1 protein-coding gene is annotated in these 693 nt (G+C 54.8%); it reads left to right on the top strand.

The genetic code is table 11. The annotated features are described in order from the left end of the window. The coding region (locus tag H8S02_RS12370; RefSeq protein WP_186970778.1) for an S-layer homology domain-containing protein at positions 1–693 on the top strand (693 nt) is incomplete at both ends.

Raw genomic sequence — 693 nt, 5'->3', positions numbered from 1 at the left:
AATCTCAAAAAGATTCTCGCACTGGTACTGGCGTTCGCTTGCGCGTTCACTATGTTTGCCGGTGCGGCGTTCACGGATCAGGCCGACATCAAGGTCGAGAATGAAGTCGTGGACACTCTCATTGAGCTGGGCGTAATCAACGGTTACACCGACGGTTCGTTCAAGCCCAATGACACCGTAACTCGTGCGGAGATGGCGAAGATGATCTACGTGCTGCGCACTGGTAACTCTGACGCTTCTGCGTACAACAATGACAAGACCAGCTTTACTGATGTCAACGGCCACTGGGCCGCTGGCTTCATCAAGTACTGCCAGTCTGTCGGCATCATCGCTGGCCAGTCTGCAACCAAGTTTGCACCGGACCAGACCGTAACCGCTCAGGAAGCTGCTAAGATGCTGCTCGTAACCCTCGGCTACGACGCTAACAAGGCAGGCCTGGTAGGCATCAACTGGGCATCCAAGACCAACGCTCTGGCTGACGAGAACGGCCTGCTCGAGGATGTTAACACTTCCTTCACCGGTTCGTGCCCGCGTCAGTACGCTGCTCAGCTGATCTACAACGCAATCGATACCCCGACCGTTGTATGGCGTGACGATGCTTACACCAACGTAACTCTGCTTGGCGACGACAACAAGACCGTTGGCGAGAAGTTCATGAACCTCAAGAAGACCACCGCTGTTCTGGAGGACGTT

Source organism: Agathobaculum hominis (assembly GCF_014288055.1).
GTDB classification, from domain to species: Bacteria; Bacillota; Clostridia; order Oscillospirales; family Butyricicoccaceae; genus Agathobaculum; species Agathobaculum hominis.
Note: the sequence above shows the minus strand (reverse complement) of the source record. Positions and strands in the feature narration are given on the sequence as shown.